16 protein-coding genes are annotated in these 16297 nt (G+C 43.7%); 2 read left to right on the forward strand and 14 right to left on the reverse strand.

Annotated features, from left to right (window positions below):
- Positions 1-460: 460 nt before the first annotated feature.
- Entirely contained in the window at positions 461-1093 is a 633-nt protein-coding gene (locus CSV77_RS13565) for a TVP38/TMEM64 family protein (RefSeq protein ID WP_099631053.1), read from the reverse strand.
- 107 nt (positions 1094-1200) lie between these two features.
- Here CSV77_RS13565 and CSV77_RS13570 point away from each other — a divergent pair, with 107 nt between their 5' ends.
- On the forward strand, positions 1201-1923 hold the full coding sequence (locus CSV77_RS13570; protein WP_233212251.1) for an AzlC family ABC transporter permease: 723 nt from the start codon (positions 1201-1203) through the stop codon (positions 1921-1923).
- Positions 1923-2225 carry an AzlD domain-containing protein gene (locus CSV77_RS13575; protein WP_099673807.1) on the forward strand — a complete coding sequence of 101 codons (303 nt, stop codon included), beginning with the start codon at positions 1923-1925 and terminating at the stop codon, positions 2223-2225. Before CSV77_RS13570 ends, CSV77_RS13575 begins: the two co-directional genes overlap by 1 nt.
- A gap of 110 nt (positions 2226-2335) precedes the next feature.
- Here CSV77_RS13575 and CSV77_RS13580 read toward each other — a convergent pair whose 3' ends face one another.
- The 13 genes from CSV77_RS13580 to CSV77_RS13640 form a co-directional block, all read right to left on the reverse strand.
- Positions 2336-2587 (reverse strand): CsbA family protein, encoded by a 252-nt coding sequence (locus CSV77_RS13580; RefSeq protein ID WP_099631056.1) that lies wholly within the window; start codon positions 2585-2587, stop codon positions 2336-2338.
- Between the two features lie 14 nt (positions 2588-2601).
- Positions 2602-3774, reverse strand: coding sequence for a PDZ domain-containing protein (locus CSV77_RS13585; RefSeq protein WP_099631057.1), 1173 nt, complete (start codon positions 3772-3774; stop codon positions 2602-2604).
- Positions 3775-3947: 173 nt separating this feature from the next.
- Positions 3948-5375: a S41 family peptidase gene (locus CSV77_RS13590; RefSeq protein WP_099673808.1), complete on the reverse strand. Its 1428-nt coding sequence runs from the start codon at positions 5373-5375 to the stop codon at positions 3948-3950.
- 70 nt (positions 5376-5445) lie between these two features.
- On the reverse strand, positions 5446-6033 hold the full coding sequence (locus tag CSV77_RS13595; RefSeq protein WP_099673809.1) for a peroxiredoxin family protein: 588 nt from the start codon (positions 6031-6033) through the stop codon (positions 5446-5448).
- Entirely contained in the window at positions 6030-6683 is a 654-nt protein-coding gene (locus CSV77_RS13600) for a hypothetical protein (RefSeq protein ID WP_099673810.1), read from the reverse strand. Before CSV77_RS13600 ends, CSV77_RS13595 begins: the two co-directional genes overlap by 4 nt.
- Before the next feature lie 73 nt (positions 6684-6756).
- On the reverse strand, positions 6757-8106 hold the full coding sequence (locus CSV77_RS13605; protein ID WP_233212252.1) for a murein hydrolase activator EnvC family protein: 1350 nt from the start codon (positions 8104-8106) through the stop codon (positions 6757-6759).
- Between the two features lie 25 nt (positions 8107-8131).
- Positions 8132-9016: a permease-like cell division protein FtsX gene (gene ftsX / locus CSV77_RS13610; RefSeq protein WP_099673811.1), complete on the reverse strand. Its 885-nt coding sequence runs from the start codon at positions 9014-9016 to the stop codon at positions 8132-8134.
- The gene (ftsE, locus tag CSV77_RS13615; protein WP_099673812.1) at positions 9006-9692 is read right to left on the reverse strand and encodes a cell division ATP-binding protein FtsE; all 687 of its coding nucleotides are present in this window, start codon (positions 9690-9692) and stop codon (positions 9006-9008) included. Before ftsE ends, ftsX begins: the two co-directional genes overlap by 11 nt.
- 188 nt (positions 9693-9880) lie before the next feature.
- Positions 9881-10225 (reverse strand): cytochrome c551, encoded by a 345-nt coding sequence (cccB, locus tag CSV77_RS13620; RefSeq protein WP_099637506.1) that lies wholly within the window; start codon positions 10223-10225, stop codon positions 9881-9883.
- A gap of 691 nt (positions 10226-10916) precedes the next feature.
- Positions 10917-12018 (reverse strand): peptide chain release factor 2 gene (prfB, locus tag CSV77_RS13625; protein WP_099673841.1). Its coding sequence is split into 2 segments (ribosomal slippage): positions 10917-11945 and positions 11947-12018, totalling 1101 coding nucleotides; the frame shifts between segments, so codons are not numbered across the junction.
- 33 nt (positions 12019-12051) lie between these two features.
- On the reverse strand, positions 12052-14550 hold the full coding sequence (secA, locus tag CSV77_RS13630; RefSeq protein ID WP_099673813.1) for a preprotein translocase subunit SecA: 2499 nt from the start codon (positions 14548-14550) through the stop codon (positions 12052-12054).
- A 695-nt stretch (positions 14551-15245) separates the two neighbouring features.
- The gene (gene hpf, locus CSV77_RS13635; RefSeq protein WP_099637602.1) at positions 15246-15800 is read right to left on the reverse strand and encodes a ribosome hibernation-promoting factor, HPF/YfiA family; all 555 of its coding nucleotides are present in this window, start codon (positions 15798-15800) and stop codon (positions 15246-15248) included.
- 117 nt (positions 15801-15917) lie between these two features.
- Positions 15918-16289: a PilZ domain-containing protein gene (locus CSV77_RS13640; RefSeq protein WP_158232079.1), complete on the reverse strand. Its 372-nt coding sequence runs from the start codon at positions 16287-16289 to the stop codon at positions 15918-15920.
- Positions 16290-16297: the final 8 nt, after the last annotated feature.

A 16297-nucleotide genomic window follows, 5' to 3' on the forward strand; every position in this document is an offset into this window, starting at 1 on the left:
ACAACTGCGGGGTAGGCCGTGGCCATGAGACAACTGGCAGCCCTATCGCCAGCTGGCTCAGGGCTGGAGGCAATCCCCCACGTGCCTGCGCGGGTCCGGAAAGCATACACTCGCTGATTTTAGTACCCGACAATCCGTCGAGCCACGACCCAACACATTTTTATCTAACACTTAAAAATTTTGACAGTAAGTTTTATTCACGTCACAACAATCAGAACCACAAACTAGTTGATCGGAGTGGAAGGCGGCGACTCCCGATGGATCAGCCCGATCAGGTGAGACAACCAAAAGAGAGCGTAGCGAACTGGTTGGCTCACCGCGGGCCCATGGGAAAGCGTCCGCCTGGAACGCAGATCAACGGTGCCCTCCCCATCACCTCTCTCTATTTTAGAAAGAAAAAAATCCTATCGCTCTTTCTTCCATTGTACCGAAAGAAAAGAGAGACAGGAACCGTTAACCTTTATTCTTTTTTACGATCACCATGGACACTAGAAAAACTCCTGAAATCCTCTTCGACTTTCCGCGTCAACCTGCGCTCAAACCATTTCCCCACCAACCACAGCAAGAAAATAACGACAAACATAATCAACGTCCGAATCGGCTGCGTAACGAGCGCTCGCACATCATACCCAATAAACGTAATCATCATAATCATCACCAACTTACCAAGCATCAGCACAAACAAATAATTCTTCTTATTCATATTCGACAAGCCCGCCACAAGATTCACCAAAGCAGAAGGCGTAAACGGAAAACAAATTAAGACAAACAACGGACCAAAACCATTACGCTCGACCCATTGAATTAACTGTTGCACCTTTTTAGGACGGGTCAGGAACGAGAAAAACTTGTTGCCGCCAAATCTACGGACGAGCAAGAACACCACATACGAACCCGCTACCGTTCCAGCCCAAGAAAGCAGAAAGCCTAGCCAAAAGCCGAATGCGATGGCATTGGCGATAACAAATACGAAGAGTGGCAGAAATGGAAGGAATGCTTCCAAAAACGTTGGAATTAATCCCATGAAAAAACCTAGTGCCTCATACTGCTCTGCCAAATCCTCCACTTTATCAATTGATAGCCATTCATTCATCGCCAACACCCTCACTGATTTTCATAATTTTTAGTCATAACGCTGTGGAATTTGTTGAATTATAGTATACTAGCTTCTAGATTGGTAAAAGAAAGATGGGCTGCCTAGTGAATACAACCTTTTTTCATGGCCTGAAAGCAGGATCAAGCATTGCCATTGGCTACTTTCCCGTTGCGCTGACATTCGGACTGCTCGCTAAAACGACTGGCCTCTCGATTATCGAAGCAACCGCAATGAGTTTATTCGTCTACGCGGGAGCCGCTCAATATATGTCACTTAGCTTACTTGCGACCGGTGTTGCACCGTGGCTCATCGTGACGAATACATTTATCGTCAATATTAGGCACTTTCTCATGACGGCTGCGCTAAGTGAAAAAGTGGAGCCTGCGCCAAAATGGAAGAAAGCCATCTATGCATTTGGAATCACGGATGAAACCTTTTCCGTTCTTGCTACGCAGAAGAATCGGCAAGTCACGACCGCCTTTACGTTTGGCGTTGCCTTGATTGCCTATAGTAGTTGGGTGATCTTTACAGCAGTTGGTCACGTCATCGGAGCCAACTTACCACAATTTCTGCAAAAAGCGATGTCCGTTGCGCTCTATGCGATGTTCATCGGCCTGCTTGTCCCGTCCATGAAAGGCAATCGCAAAGTGGTGTTGCTCGCCGTGATTGCAGCAGCCATTCACTGCGCACTGTTTTACACGCAGTTACTATCTACTGGATGGTCGATCTTGGTCGCGACGCTCGCCTCCGCTATATTTGTTGAGATTCTTTATGTAAAGAGTAATAAGAACGTCGAACGCTTTATTAAACGGAAGGAGGCAAACTGATGGGATCTATGTATTGGTGGATGTTGCTTGGCATGGCCGTTGCTACATATGTACCCCGAATGATTCCGTTGACCATTCTTGACGGCAAGGAATTACCGCCAATCGTCAGTGGTGTGTTGCGCAATATTCCATATGCAGTGCTCGGTGCACTTATTTTCCCGGCTATTTTACATATCCAAGATGATATTCTTTTCGGTGTAATAGGTGCGATCACAGCGTTTACACTAGCTTTCCTCGGCTTCGACGTAATGTTTGTCGTGATTGGTACCATTGCAGCGCTCGCCGTGTACAGTTTATTTTAACTCTTAGTCTCACTATTCCCCACTGTGGATACAATTAAAACAGGTACTAGCTAGTATTCGAGACAAAAAAGCGGTTTTCAAAGCATATACGCTCTTTGAAAACCGCTTTTTCACTCCTCGGTTTGATTCAGTCGTGCATTCTTCACCATGCGCGATGCAAACCAAAAACCTACTGTCAAAGACACCGCATCCGCTACATACAACATCCAGTTATGCGTATAGCCCGCATAGACCGATGCTGCGATAAGCGACAATGTCAAAATTAATCCAACGACGTGATGAAATGTCACGCGCGTAAAAAATACAACTAAAATCCCTGGCAACAACATCGCAAATAGTAACTTCGTATCGAAATCATGCATATTGTTCTCCCCTTTTAACGCACAACCACAATACCTAGACGGAAGTGGTCATGACGGAACAGCACTTGTTGCTTTAAACGGACCTCTTGATCACGGCCGATTACTTGTAAACGACAGTGTGCGGCATTGACTTGGATCGCATCGTATAATTCATCTTCATTATGAATCGAGATCCCGTTTACCGACTTGATCAAATCACCCGGCACTATGCCCATTTTCTCTGCTGGTGAATCGCTAAGAACCGCTACTACATACACACCTTCTGATTGAGGCACTAACAACACTTGCTTATTGCGTTCTGATAGTGAAATCATAGCACTCAACAAGATACGGCATAGAACCCCGGCGAGCAATGCTGCCCAACCAAGTACCGGCATCCAAATTGCACCAATACCTACCACCGCGACAGCTACACCGAGCCAAGCGATCGCTTTTCCCATTTTAGGAAGTAGCACGTCCGGGAACGTAGAACGAATCCATTGCGAGAATCCGATGACTACAGGAACCGGAATGAATGAAAATTGTTCTGAGCCTAGTGTGAATTGCGGCCAGTATGGAGCAAATTCCGCTACCATATGTCCAGGTACTATAAATACCACCGGCACGAGCCATAGTAACTTCGACTGATAAATTGCACCACGCATTCCGCGCTGAGTCGGAACGAACGATGGAGACGTATGACGCGCCGCGTGACGACGAACCAACAAGCCTTCTGAAATTAACAACAATCCTGCAATAATCGGTACCGTAATCGCTAATGTACCGAAGAAGTCTAGGTCTTCCTGAACGAACCACGTGCCGATTGAAAAATCTCCTGCAAAACGATCCAATGCCCACAGCGCAAAAAATGCGAGAGTTACATAGTAGATCGGTGAGGCTAGTTTATAGGAGAAGGATACGATAACGAGCAACATGATAACGGATAAAACAATGATCCAGTTAAAATCGACGATCAATCCAACGCCGGCGATTAAAATCGATAGAACTAGACCGTGCAACCAACCTACTGAAATAGCATGTTTCATTTCAGTTGAACTTTTGTTTATGCCCACATTGAAATCTGTTCGCTCGCGGCTTACGCGTTTACTGCCAAGCATATAGGCAGCCACTAAAGCGATTAGCCAGACCGGATTCAGAAAAAAGTACAGTACTGCATCTTTTAAATTAAGTAATAGTTCGCTAGACATCTTCTGTCACCTTTCTCGCTTGTCTTTATAGCTCTTTTCTTCATTGTACAAAAAAAGAAGGAAAATAGCGAGAGAGTTCTGAAGGAAGTTCCAATTTAAGCTAAATTGCATAAAAAAAGAGGCTGTTCGCGCGTGTCCTGTTTTTTCAAGACCTTGCCGAACCGCCTCAGCTATTATTTTTCCAGTTTATTGACGAGGAAATCGACCGCCATACGCAACTGTTTGTCGTTCTTTGGCTCAGCCCGATATTCTTCTGCAGCCGTTTTTAATGCCGTGAAGAATTCTCTGTCCATATCATAGCCTTCTTTGATTTCATACTCCGCGCGGAATGCATGTACCGCTTCTGCCGTTTCGCGATCGAAATAGCCATCCGTTCTACCTGGACGATGATCAAATGCTTTGAGCATGCGTTGCGCATAAGCAACTTGGTCATTGAAATGCCCTTCTTTCATAGTATCCGTCACCATCTGCAAATGCTCTGTGAATAAAGCATTCTGTTTTACTTCAATATCTGCTGTGACCCCTTTGCCATGAATCCACTTTTCTTTAGGCGTCAACCATTTACTCGTCGATAGCTTCAATTCTCCACCGTTAGATAATTCCATCGTTTCTTGTACGGTTCCTTTACCAAAACTTGTCGTGCCGATAATCTCACCACGTTTCAAATCTTTGATCGCTGCACTCAACACTTCACTTGCAGATGCGCTACCTACATCCTGTACGATAACAATCGGGACGTGTTTCAAGCGTTCATTAAATGAAAGCTTATCGTCCTTCTCCGTTGACACTGGTGTTAAATTCCCTGTTGCATCTTGCATTACGACGAACGTTCGATCTTCTTCCAATAGACTACTGGAAATTTCGGATACAGCCGTCAAATAGCCGCCCGGATTACCGCGCACATCGATGATGATAGCTTGGGCACCTTTTTTGAGGACGTCAGACGTAGCCTTTTGCCACTCTTTTGCTGTCTCTTCACCAAACATGCTTAGCGCTATGTACCCGAGCTTAGCATCCCGTTCTTTAATCAGCTGATGCGACACAGACTGCACGGGCATATGATCGCGTGTGATCGTGTATTCCATATGCTTATCCGCTTCAGGTCGGTAAATGGTCAACTTCACTTCCGTCCCTTTTTCGCCCCGTATCATATTGACTACGTCACGTAATGTTTCATTGGCCAAACGTTCCCCGTTGACACGCACAATTTCATCATAAGGCTGTAATCCCGCCTTTTCAGCTGGACCTCCTTTAATTGGCGCTACGACAATATATTTGCCGTTCGTCCGTGTCATTTCCGCACCAATCCCTACACGTGATCCTGCAAGTGATTCCCGGTGAGACTCCGCTTCTTGCCCCGTCAGATACGTCGAATACGGGTCACCGATTGTATCGGTCATCCCACGCAACGCCCCTTCAATCAGCTCGTCCTTCTTGACTGGGTATACGGCTCGCTCTTGAATCTTTTCAAATACCTCATCTACTACAGGTAACTTACTGATCGACTCATTCTTTGCAGCTTCCTGCTTCCCGCAGCCATTTAGCCATATGGCGCCGATCAGTAATAACACCCCCACCAAAAAAAGCCTGCTCTTACGCATTCATAACCTCCTCCTCTCTTCACTATATGAAGAAAGACAAGGAGTTACGACACGAGAACAGACTCTTTTTTCAGTCCATGGAATCGACTAATTCATTCAATGTTTTTTCATCTAATGGGCCAATGACTTTTTGTGCAATGCGCCCTTCTGTATCAATCATATACGTTGTCGGCATCGAGAACACACCATACGTATGTGTGACTTCCGCCGTCTTGTCTAGCGGAATCGGGAAGCTTAATTCATAGGAAGCCACAAACTTTTCCACTTCACCTATACCACGTCGCTCAGATTCTGTGACGTTGACAGCGATAAGTTCTACTTGGTCTTCATCCGTAAGTTTTGAATAATAACTTTCCATATGCGGCATTTCTGCTTTACATGGAGGACACCATGTAGCCCAGAAGTTCAAAATAACTTTCTTCCCTTTTAACTCGGAAAGCGTCACCGTTTCGCCTGCAAGTGTTTCAAGTGTAAAGTCCGGGGCAAGTGAATATTGCTCCAAACCTTCCTCTTCTTCTTGCAATGCATCTGCCTGGCTTGCTTGTGTAATCGGTGTTTCCACCGGTTTTTTCTGGCCAGTAGAATTTTCTACCATGATAAAGATCAATGCACCGACGAGCAATGCGGTAATAATATATCCGATCATTTTCTTACTCACTTTACCTCTTCCTTTCCACTAATCGGTTGGGCGGAAGATTTCTCTACCCCCCACATTAACAAACCAATAAAAATGGTCGTGATGAATGCTGTGTTCAATAGATTTCCTTGAATGGCGGATACGAGAAAATGAACCGCTAGCAAGACACCTGCAAGTTCGCTCACTGTATTGACTTTCTTTTGTTGACACCACCATGACAGCACAAAGACGGTGACAAACAATAAAATTGTTGCGCTTTTTACAACCAGACTGCCTTCATTTAGAAACGTCATAGCGATTTGATAGACAGCTTGCCAGCAAATTAACGCAAGCAATAGTGACCATTTATCGATACGCTTCCACTTCTCTTTATATACTCGCCGGAGCATCAATAAACCTGCTACGACTAGCCCGAGTATCCAGCCAAACTTTCCCCCGTGGAAATAAAGAATAGACAGTGGATTTTTCATGACCATAGTGAAATCTGTTACAATCACTGATAATTTCCAAATGATCACGACATAGAAAAACAGATCTCCGATTCGTTCGCCATGCACTTTACCAAAGTATAATCGAATGAAAAGATAGGTCACTAGGAAACCCGCAATGAAGGCAATCCAAGAAGACGGCATCGTAATAGAACCGATTGGATAATACTGCGTAACCGGCATTGTCCATCCTCCTAATCTTTCTATGAACGTATGAAAACCCACCTTTTTAGGCAGGTTTTCAATTTATGCTATATTAAAAAGAAACGTAATGCAAAGGATTGACTGCACTTGGCCCTGTGGCGGAGAAGTTTCCTACATGCATTTCAAAATGTAAATGCGGACCTGTAGAGAACCCTGTCGAACCGACCGCTCCAATGAGTTGACCTTTATCGACAGATTGTCCTGAGCTTGTACCAATCGTTGATAAGTGACCATAAACCGTTGTCAAAATCTGACCTTTCATGGAATGCGTGATCATAATCACGTTACCGAACCCTTCCATACTGCCCGCATACGATACTACACCATCTCCTGCTGCTACAACGGGAGTTCCTGTAGGTGCGCTAATATCCATTCCACGGTGTTGTTTTCTCACTTTCGATATCGGATGAATTCGCCAGCCAAATCCTGAACTGAAACTACCCGTTGTCGGTTTTGTCCACGTACCACTTGAGACAGGCGGAGCGGCATTGGAACTAGAACTTGAACTTGAACTTGAAGATGCACTTGAACGACTATTTGCCGCAGCCGCTGCTGCTTCTGCTGCCAATCTTTCTTGCTGCAACTTTTGCTTTCTCGCCTGTTCTTTACGAGCGACTTCTGCTAAACGATTTTGTTCCGCGATAATTTTCTTTTCTAGTTTAGAACTGAATGCTACCGTTTCGCTATATTCTTCTTCTAACGCGCCTTTTTCACTTGAAAGTTTTTCTTGACTCTTTTCGAGCTGATTGACCACTTCTCTTTTTTCAAGCTTTTTGTTATGCAATTCGTCTTTCAATGCTTGAATTTTTTGCTTGCGCTCTTCTTGTTCCGCTAATTTCTGCTCAACAAGTTTCTTTTCTTCCTCAAGCAACGCTATATCATCTTCTTGCTGTTGAATGATTTTTCGATCTGCATCCATCAATGTAGATACTGCCGAGAAACGGTCAATGAAATCCGCGAAACTGTTAGCGCCAAGAAGCACGTCCAAATAACTGACTTGATTCCCCTTGACTTGCATAACGCGAACGCGCTCACGCAAAACTTCGTCCCGTTGTTTGATTCGAATCTCTAATTCTTTAATAGATGATTGAAGTTCCTCAATTTCAATTTGAGTCTGATTCATTTCTGCAATGATCCGATCCATATTTTGATTGGTTTCTTCAATTTTGTCATTTAGTTTTTTAATTTGAGAGACCAGTACATCGACTTTCGCCTGTTTCTCCTGTATCTGAATTTCTTTTTTCTGAATAGTAGAATCTAAACTTTTCTTCTTGATGTCTGCTGCATTTTTTTCATTCTGCAAATCTTTCAAAGAGTCCGCGAAGACGTCTGCGCTGCCAACCGTTGTGGTAAGCAGACAAATCGCTAGGACACTTGAAATGATTCTATGTCTTTTTATCAAATTCTATTTCTCTCCTTAGTAAAACTTACGATTTCAAGAATTTCCTGACGGACATGAAACTGCCCCAGACGCCAATAAAGACGGCGACGAATAGTAGTAAAAAGTTTAATTGTAATAGGAATGGGTTAGGATCTAGCAAATGGAATAATTGATTTTGCAAACGACCTTCCCAGAAACTATACAACTTCGAATAAAATGTCGTCATAAGAGCCATCGGAAGAATCGCACCGAAAATTCCAAGCCACACGCCTTCGAGCATGAAAGGAATCCGTACGAAACTATCTGTTGCACCGACCAGTTTCATAATATCGATTTCTGTACGTCTCGCCACGATGGTAAGTCGGATCGTATTCGATATGAGGAACATAGCGGTAAACAGCAAGGCTACTATTAAGCCGAGTCCGATGTTTCGTCCTATTTTTAAGACATGGAAAAGTTTTTCTACCTTGCCTTCTCCGTACTCCACGTCGAAAGTATGCGGGTACGTTGCGATTTCATTTGCGATGGATGCGGTGTTTTTCGGATCATCGGCTTTAACATATAATGCATCACCGAGGGGATTGTCCTGTTTGTAGAGCGCTAACTCATCACCGAATGATTGAATCATGCTCTCCAATTCCTGTTTTCGTGAGGAATACTGGACTTCGGCAACACCTGGGGTTTCTTTGACTTCCTGCAATAGTTCCTGGACTTCATCTTTACTAGCGCCTGGTTCCGCGACTACTTTGATTTCCACATCATTTTCGATGTTATCCGCCAGTTGATTCAAGTTCATCATGATGACGATGAATACGCCAATCAATAATAAAGTCACGGTCACAGCGCTCACTGAAGCAAAGGTCATCCAGCCGTTTCGACTAAGACTTTTGAAACTTTCCCGAATGTGACGTCGTACTGTTCTAGATTTCATTGGAGTATTCTCCTTCGTTCTCATCCCGTGTGATGAGTCCGCCTTCGATCTGTATCACGCGATGTGGTTGATTATCCACAATATCTTTATTATGTGTAGCCATAATAATTGTGGTGCCTTGTGCATTTATCCGTTCAAAAATCTTCATGATCTCCCATGAAGTCTCTGGATCTAAATTCCCTGTCGGTTCGTCTGCAATAACGAGCTTCGGTTGATTGACGATAGATCGTGCAATCGACACCCGTTGCTGTTCTCCACCTGACAGTTCATTTGGAAACATTCTAATTTTCTTGGTGAGCCCTACTAATTTCAGCACTTCTGTCACTTTTTGACGTATGACGCTTGGTGATTCTTCAATTACCTCTAGCGCATACGCGATATTTTCGTAGACAGTCAGTTTTGGCAGAAGTTTAAAGTCTTGAAATACTACGCCAATTTGTCTTCTCAAATAAGGGACATCTTTTCTTTGCATTTTTGTTAGTTCCGTATTGTTGAAGTAAATCAAGCCACTAGATGGGACTTCTTCACGATACATCATTTTAATGAACGTGGATTTACCTGCGCCACTCGGTCCAACAACATATACAAATTCCCCTTTTTCGATTTCGACATGAATTCCGTTAGACGCTACAACGCCATTCGGGTACTTTTTGTATACATTTTTCATTACAATCATACATCATAACCACCTGAATTTTGTTTTTCTCTCATATTCGCCATTTTTATTATAGCATGGCCTTCATCTTACTATGTATTACAGTTATGTATCAATTAATCAAGCAAGCGAAATGGTAAGAAAGTGTTCTTTATGGATGTACAAAAAAAATCGCCACCAAGAAAATCTTGGAGACGATTGAGTATTTATTATTTCTTTTCAGCTAACCAAGCAGCAACTGCGTCTGCTTCTTCGCCTTGAATAATACCAGGAGGCATAGCGCCTTTACCGTTTACGATCACGTCGTGGATTTCTTCTTCAGAAAGTGTTGCACCAATTTTATCAAGTGCTGGGCCTGCTCCACCTTCTAAGTTTCCTCCGTGACATGACGCACAGCTTTGTTGTACAACTGCTTCTGCATCTACTTCAGAAGTAGCTGCGCCGTTGTCTTTTGTCGCGTCATTATTTGGTTCTGAAGCGTTGTCGTTGCCTCCACCACAAGCACCGAGAACTAGTGCTGCTCCGAAGAGTGTAGCCAATAGTTTGTTCTTCATGTAATATCCTCCCTTTTACTTAAATTTTTCTAACATATAGTAGTATACCAAATCTCGATCGATTTATGGTGAATAGAGAGGATAAAGTTACAAATTATCGAGGATAATCGTGTTTTTCGTCTCTTTCATCCCATAAAAGACGCTTTGGTAGTAAGTACATATATAGTATTAACCAAATTGATAGTTCTTAAACATAACATTTTGTCATGTGGGTAAAATTACGAGTAAATGCGGCGTCTACTATGGAATTGGAGATAAATAAAGATAACTCTTTGTCACAATCTGTAATATTGTAACGTCTTTGTAATATTCAAAAGAAAAATGTGACAAGAGTTCACAAACATAATCAATTACAAGATGATTTTTCATTTACTATGGTCTGCTTTCAGTTTAAACGGTGAAAATTAACAGCCAAGCCAATTTACGGTGAACTATACTAATTGTCACCCACTTACATTGTAGGGAGTTGCGCGTAGGAGGGGCGACAGGTGAGACAACCAAAAGGGAGTTTGCGACCTGGTTGGCTCACCGCGAGCCCTCAGAAAGCGTCCCCTCCGAAGCGCAAATCCCCCACCCCAACAACCATTCCAGTCTATCTACCTCAAAACTCATAATGAAACTACTCCCATTTTTCAAAAAAACAGCCGCAACAAGTCATGTAGAAATGACTTGCCCGGCTGCCTCTTTATAATTAAGAAATTCTTGAACGCAAATACGCATTGATAAACTGGTCGATCTCGCCGTCCATCACAGAACTAACGTTACCTGTCTCTTCATTCGTACGGTGATCCTTCACCATAGAATACGGATGGAAAACATACGAACGGATCTGACTGCCCCATCCGATTTCCTTCTGCTCGCCACGGATATCCGCCAAACGCGCTTCCTCTTCCTCCACGCGAATCTGGTAAATCTTCGCTTTCAAAAGATTCATCGCACGCTCACGGTTCTTAATTTGTGAACGTTCCGTCTGACACGTAACAATCGCACCTGTTGGAATGTGAGTCATACGAACAGCGGAGTCCGTCGTGTTAACGTGCTGTCCGCCGGCACCGCTTGAACGGTACGTATCAATTTTGATGTCTTCCATCTTCAGATCTAATTCGATATCGCCGTCAAACTCTGGCATGACTTCAATAGAAGAGAATGATGTATGACGTCTGCCTGAAGAGTCGAATGGGGAGATCCGAACGAGTCGGTGTACACCTTTTTCCGCTTTTAAGTAGCCGTATGCATTATGCCCTTTAATTCCAAGTGTGACAGATTTCACGCCCGCTTCGTCACCTGCTTGATAATCGAGTGTTTCGACTTTAAAGCCATGGTGCTCCGCCCAGCGCGTGTACATGCGAAGCAACATCGATGCCCAGTCTTGGGACTCGGTGCCGCCTGCGCCGGAGTGTATTTCAACTACTGCATTATTTTTATCAAATTCATCGCTCAATAACATTTGAAGATCGAATTGCTCCATCTTCTTTTTGAACTCTTTTAATTCGGCTATCAGATCTTCTTGTAACTCTGCGTCTGCTTCTTCCCGTAGAAGTTCAAGCGTCATTTCCAAATTTTCTTGTATTTCGTTCAATTCGTTATATTCACCGACAATGTCTTTCAATGCATTCGATTGTGAAATAACCTTTTGCGCCGCGTCCTGGTCATCCCAGAATCCTGGCTCCAACATCATTTCATCTAACTCCTGCATGCTAGCCTCTTTGTTTTCTAAGTCAAAGAGACCCCCTAAAGTCCGCTAATTTCTTAGCTGTTTTGTCGAGATCGTTGCGAACATCGGATAATTCTATCATAATGGTTTCCTCCTGAGTGGTTGTTTCTCTTTATGCTTTGCCGTGGCAGTTCTTGTACTTCTTGCCGCTACCACACGGACAAGGTTCGTTACGTCCGATATTGACAGTACGTCGGATAGGCTTTTTAGCAACCGGTGCACCGTCTTCTTTCGGATTGTTCGCTTGACCTTTTGCTACTTCTTCGCGCTCCAAGTTATTGCGAATTTCTGCCTTCATGACATACTTCGTCGCATCGTTTTCGATGGCCATTAGCATATCTTCAAACATGGCAAATCCTTCTGCCTGGTATTCACGAAGCGGGTCACTCTGTCCATATGCACGTAAATGAATTCCATTACGAAGCTGATCCATCGCATCGATATGATCCATCCACTTGGTATCAATCGCGCGCAACAAAACGACCTTCTCAAATTCACGCATACGCTCTTCGGACATTTCCTGCTCTTTCTCATTATAGCGCGCAATCACCAATTCGTGAATAAATGTTTGCAACTCTTCTGGTGTTTTACCTTCTAAGTCTTCTATTGTCACAGTATCTTCAGCCAATAAGTTTGCTTCCAAATAGTCTTTCAAGCCTTTGGAATATACAGTATTGTCTGCAGTGTGAATCGCCACGACACGTTCAATAACCGAATTCAACATATTCTCAAGAACCGGGCGAATATTTTCTGAACCAAGTACTTCATTACGCTCTTTGTATATCACTTCACGCTGCTGACGAAGTACATCATCATATTGTAATAAACGTTTACGTGAATCAAAGTTATTACCCTCTACTCGTTTCTGAGCAGATTCAACTGAACGTGACACCATTTTCGACTGGATCGGTGTTTCATCGTCCATACCGAGTTTGGTCATCATCGATTTCATTTGTTCAGAACCGAAACGACGCATTAATTCATCTTCTAATGATAGATAGAATTGCGTAACCCCTGGGTCACCTTGACGCCCTGAACGTCCTCGGAGCTGATTATCAATTCGCCGTGACTCGTGTCGCTCCGTACCGATGACTGCTAAACCGCCAACGTCTTGGATTTGATCACCCAGTTTAATATCCGTACCACGACCAGCCATATTGGTTGCGATCGTTACAGCACCTTTTTTACCAGCGTCTTGAATGATTTCGGCTTCGCGCTCATGATTCTTCGCGTTCAAGACATTATGCGGAATGCCGTACTTTTTCAAGAATGCCGAAATGATTTCAGACGTTTCAATCGCTACTGTACCGACTAGCACTGGTTGGCCCTTTTCGTGTCGTTCTCTAATATCTTCCGCTACCGCTTTATACTTTCCATCCATCGAGGCGAAGATCAAGTCCGGACGGTCATCACGAGCAATCGGTTGATTGGTCGGAATCGCAATCACGTTCATATTGTAGATGTTGCGGAACTCTTCCTCCTCTGTTTTCGCTGTACCCGTCATTCCAGACAGTTTTTCATACATACGGAAATAGTTCTGGAACGTAATGGTCGCCAGTGTCATCGACTCGTTCTGAACTTCAAGACCTTCCTTCGCTTCAATCGCTTGGTGCAAACCATCGCTATACCGACGGCCTTTCATCAAACGTCCCGTGAAGGAGTCAACGATGACCACTTCGCCTTCTTCCACCACATAGTCTACGTCATTATGCATACTTACATGCGCTTTCAATGACTGATTGATGGCGTGGTTTAGCGTCACGTGTTGCAGATCGAATAAGTTATCGATACTAAATGCTTTCTCCGCCGCTTCAATCCCTTGCTCTGTTAAAACCACACCTTTAGTCGACTCATCAAATGAGTAATCTTCTTCTTTTTTCAGCGTGATCACAAAGCGATTGGCTAAGCGATATAATTCCTGCGCTTTCGCTGCTTGACCGGAAATGATCAGCGGTGTACGTGCTTCATCGACCAAAATGGAGTCCACTTCATCAATTACGGCGAAATGAAGCGGGCGCTGTACTTTATGTTCATTATAAAGCACCATGTTGTCACGCAAATAGTCAAAACCGAGTTCGTTGTTCGTGCTATAGGTGATGTCAGCTTCATACGCTTCACGCTTTTCTTCTTTGCTGAGACTGTTCAAATTCAAGCCTACGGTCATGCCGAGGAATGAATACAACTGCCCCATCTCTCCCGCGTCACGGCTAGCCAAGTATTCGTTAACGGTTACTACGTGGACGCCTTTGGAAGTCAGCGCATTTAAATAAACGGCGAGTGTAGAAGTCAACGTCTTCCCCTCACCGGTCTTCATCTCTGCGATATTCCCTTCGTTCAGCGCTGCAGCACCCATGATTTGCACGCGGAACGGATATAACCCGAGCACGCGGCGAGAAGCCTCACGAACGACAGCAAACGCTTCAGGTTGCAAATCTTCAATGGTTTCGCCTTGCTGATAGCGCTCTTTAAATTCATCTGTTTTCGCTGTCAATTGTTCGTCTGACAGTTTTTCCATATCCTCAGCCAATAATTCTACTTGATCGGCAATTTTCTCAAGTCGTTTTAAGTCACGTTTGTTTGGGTCGAACATTTTATTCAATACGCCAAGCATTTATCGTCACATCCTCATAGCTTCATCAATTAGCAGGACGCACCTGCCAGTTGTAAGTTCGTTGTCTAAGTATATTTAAGCCACACTCCATTTTAACATTGTAAAAAGCTAGGTGCAAATGGTGCGCTGTATCTTTTTTCCTAAGTTTGTATGGGTTAGGGTTGACGGGGTGTGGGGGTAGGGATTGGCGCTTCGGAGGGGACGCGTTTGGAGGGCCCGCGGTGAGCCAACTAGTCGCTAAGCTCCTTTAGTTGTCTCACCTGATCGGGCTGATCCTCCCAGAGTCGCCCCTCCTACGCGCCAATCCCTTGCAAGGTGAGCGGATGTTACTTTTTGTTGTGCATTAAAATTAGTGTTGTAATGGGTGTTGAATTTCTGTACTTGAACTGAAATAAGTCCAGACACAACAATAATTCACACACCACCTCCAGTAAGTAATTCAAGTCCCCCCACTATCCACGTAGGATGGAAGCGGAAGTTGGGGGCGACTCCCGATGGATCAGCTCGAAAGGAGAGACAACCAAAAGAGAGCGCAGCGAACTGGTTGGCTCACCGAGAGCCCATGGGAAAGCGTCCCCCAACTGGAGCTTCCATCCCCTCACACTCACCAATTAACCTGCCTAGCTTAAAGTATATATTCTTTTATTTAGAATAAAAAACAAGCCCAGCATAAGCTGGACTTGTCTCGTTGCGTATTAGTTTGTTTCGATTAAGCCATACTTGCCGTCTTTACGCTTGTAGACAATATGCGTGCCGTCGGAATCTGCATCCGTAAAGATGAAGAAACTGTGACCTAACATGTTCATCTGAAGGATCGCTTCTTCTTGATCCATCGGCTTCAAATCGAACTGCTTCGTACGTACTACGTCGAACTCCACGTCGTCTTCGATCTCTTGAGTATTATTGCCATCAACCGACTGGAAGAAAGCTGCTACACCTTCACGCTCACGTGACTTACGATTAACACGTGTTTTATATTTACGAATTTGACGCTCTAGCTTGTCGACGATTAAATCCACAGCTGCGTACATATCATTGTGACGCTCCTCTGCGCGAAGTGTCAAATTCTTCATTGGAATTGTAATTTCCACTTTTGTTTGTTTATCACTATACACTTTCAAGTTAACATTAGCTGTAGCGTTTACACCTTCTGTAAAGTAACGCTCCAGTTTCTCAACTTTCTTTTCAACGTACTCTCTGATCGCCGGAGTTACCTCGACGTTTTCACCGCGAATATTGAAGTCTAACATATGAACTCCTCCTTTGTTTAAACCCTCATTACCTTACTTCTTCATAGTACCCTTAATATCCTTTATAAAACTTAAGAAATATGCAGAATTGTAAAGAAACTTCTGATTCATGTTAATTTATTCTGTTTCCTTCACTTTACGGGCATGATGTTTTAATTCTTCGGTGATCAGCGCATCCATTTTTTGCTCTTCATCAAACTCGAATCCATACTCAAAGCCATATTCTGTTTCCTTCTTCCAAGCCACATTACCTAAAATTTCAAAAGGATGCTGATGGATTGTAAACTCTAATTGCAGTGCAAAAATTTCTAAACGAACAGGCAGATCCAGATGCGTCACGAACTTCACTCCGCCTGTGCTAATATCTAAAATTTCACAATTTCCTTCATTAGACATGCTTCTCTCTTCATTATTTAGTTGAATGCGGAATGTGGCCGGTATGTATGGATTGAATGTGTACCGAAAGTAGTCATGGCGATTATAACGCATAGGATTAG

Origin of the sequence: Sporosarcina sp. P16b (assembly GCF_002743065.1) — a bacterium.
In the GTDB taxonomy this organism is placed as follows: domain Bacteria; phylum Bacillota; class Bacilli; order Bacillales_A; family Planococcaceae; genus Sporosarcina.

What these genes read in the sequence shown, in the direction of transcription:
- cccB (WP_099637506.1), bottom strand. Translation starts at nt 10,225, where the DNA reads ATGAAGAACAAACTATTGGCTACACTCTTCGGAGCAGCACTAGTTCTC.
- CSV77_RS13590 (WP_099673808.1), bottom strand. Translation starts at nt 5,375, where the DNA reads ATGCGTAAGAGCAGGCTTTTTTTGGTGGGGGTGTTATTACTGATCGGC.
- CSV77_RS13640 (WP_158232079.1), bottom strand. Translation starts at nt 16,289, where the DNA reads ATGCGTTATAATCGCCATGACTACTTTCGGTACACATTCAATCCATAC.
- CSV77_RS13585 (WP_099631057.1), bottom strand. Translation starts at nt 3,774, where the DNA reads ATGTCTAGCGAACTATTACTTAATTTAAAAGATGCAGTACTGTACTTT.
- secA (WP_099673813.1), bottom strand. Translation starts at nt 14,550, where the DNA reads ATGCTTGGCGTATTGAATAAAATGTTCGACCCAAACAAACGTGACTTA.
- hpf (WP_099637602.1), bottom strand. Translation starts at nt 15,800, where the DNA reads ATGTTAGACTTCAATATTCGCGGTGAAAACGTCGAGGTAACTCCGGCG.
- CSV77_RS13565 (WP_099631053.1), bottom strand. Translation starts at nt 1,093, where the DNA reads ATGAATGAATGGCTATCAATTGATAAAGTGGAGGATTTGGCAGAGCAG.
- CSV77_RS13580 (WP_099631056.1), bottom strand. Translation starts at nt 2,587, where the DNA reads ATGCATGATTTCGATACGAAGTTACTATTTGCGATGTTGTTGCCAGGG.
- CSV77_RS13600 (WP_099673810.1), bottom strand. Translation starts at nt 6,683, where the DNA reads ATGCCGGTTACGCAGTATTATCCAATCGGTTCTATTACGATGCCGTCT.
- ftsX (WP_099673811.1), bottom strand. Translation starts at nt 9,016, where the DNA reads ATGAAATCTAGAACAGTACGACGTCACATTCGGGAAAGTTTCAAAAGT.
- ftsE (WP_099673812.1), bottom strand. Translation starts at nt 9,692, where the DNA reads ATGATTGTAATGAAAAATGTATACAAAAAGTACCCGAATGGCGTTGTA.
- CSV77_RS13575 (WP_099673807.1), top strand. Translation starts at nt 1,923, where the DNA reads ATGGGATCTATGTATTGGTGGATGTTGCTTGGCATGGCCGTTGCTACA.